The sequence below is a fragment of the Rhodovulum sp. PH10 genome, from assembly GCF_000293785.1.
Taxonomy (GTDB): domain Bacteria; phylum Pseudomonadota; class Alphaproteobacteria; order Rhizobiales; family Xanthobacteraceae; genus Rhodoplanes.
The window spans coordinates 1-655 of record NZ_AKZI01000208.1; the positions used below are offsets into that span (position 1 = coordinate 1).

Annotated in this window: 1 protein-coding gene; it reads left to right on the forward strand. The window is 65.2% G+C overall.

Features of this window, described 5'->3' with window-relative positions; genetic code table 11:
* Positions 1-79: 79 nt before the first annotated feature.
* Positions 80-655 (forward strand): type I-C CRISPR-associated protein Cas5c (gene cas5c, locus A33M_RS21500; RefSeq protein WP_040622512.1); only part of this gene is annotated, 576 nt, incomplete at its 3' end.

The window sequence follows — 655 nt, forward strand, 5'->3', positions numbered from 1 at the left end:
CCGCGAAGGGAATCCCCCACGAGTCAGAAATTCGTTCGGCTGGTATTACATCTTCTCGGAACCATTGCGCGGGGGCGGCATGACCTACGGAATCCGTCTTCTCGTATCCGGCGAGCGGGCCTGCTTCACCCGCCCCGAGATGAAGGTCGAGCGCGTCTCCTACGACGTGATGACGCCCTCGGCGGCGCGCGGCATCCTCGAGGCGATTCACTGGAAGCCGGCGATCCGCTGGGTCGTCGATGCGATCCACGTGCTGAAGCCGATCCGCTTCCAGTCGATCCGCCGTAACGAAATCGGTGCCAAGGCGCCGGTGACGAAAATCCGCACCTCGATGAGGAGCGGCGATCTCTCGGACCTCGCGCTGATCGTCGAGAAAGAGCGCCAGCAACGCGCCGCCACCGTGCTCACCGATGTCGCCTACGTGATCGCGGCGCATTTCGAGACGACCGACAGAGCCGGCCCGGGCGACACCGAGGGCAAGCACCTCGACGTCTTCAACCGGCGCGTCCGGCGCGGCCAGTGCTTTCATCAACCCTGCCTCGGCACGCGCGAATTCCCGGCCCGCTTCGAGCTGATCGAGCCGGGCGCGCCGACGCCGTTGCCTGTCCCTGAGAGCCTGACTCGAAATTCGTCCTTTATCGACGGGCTCTGGCGA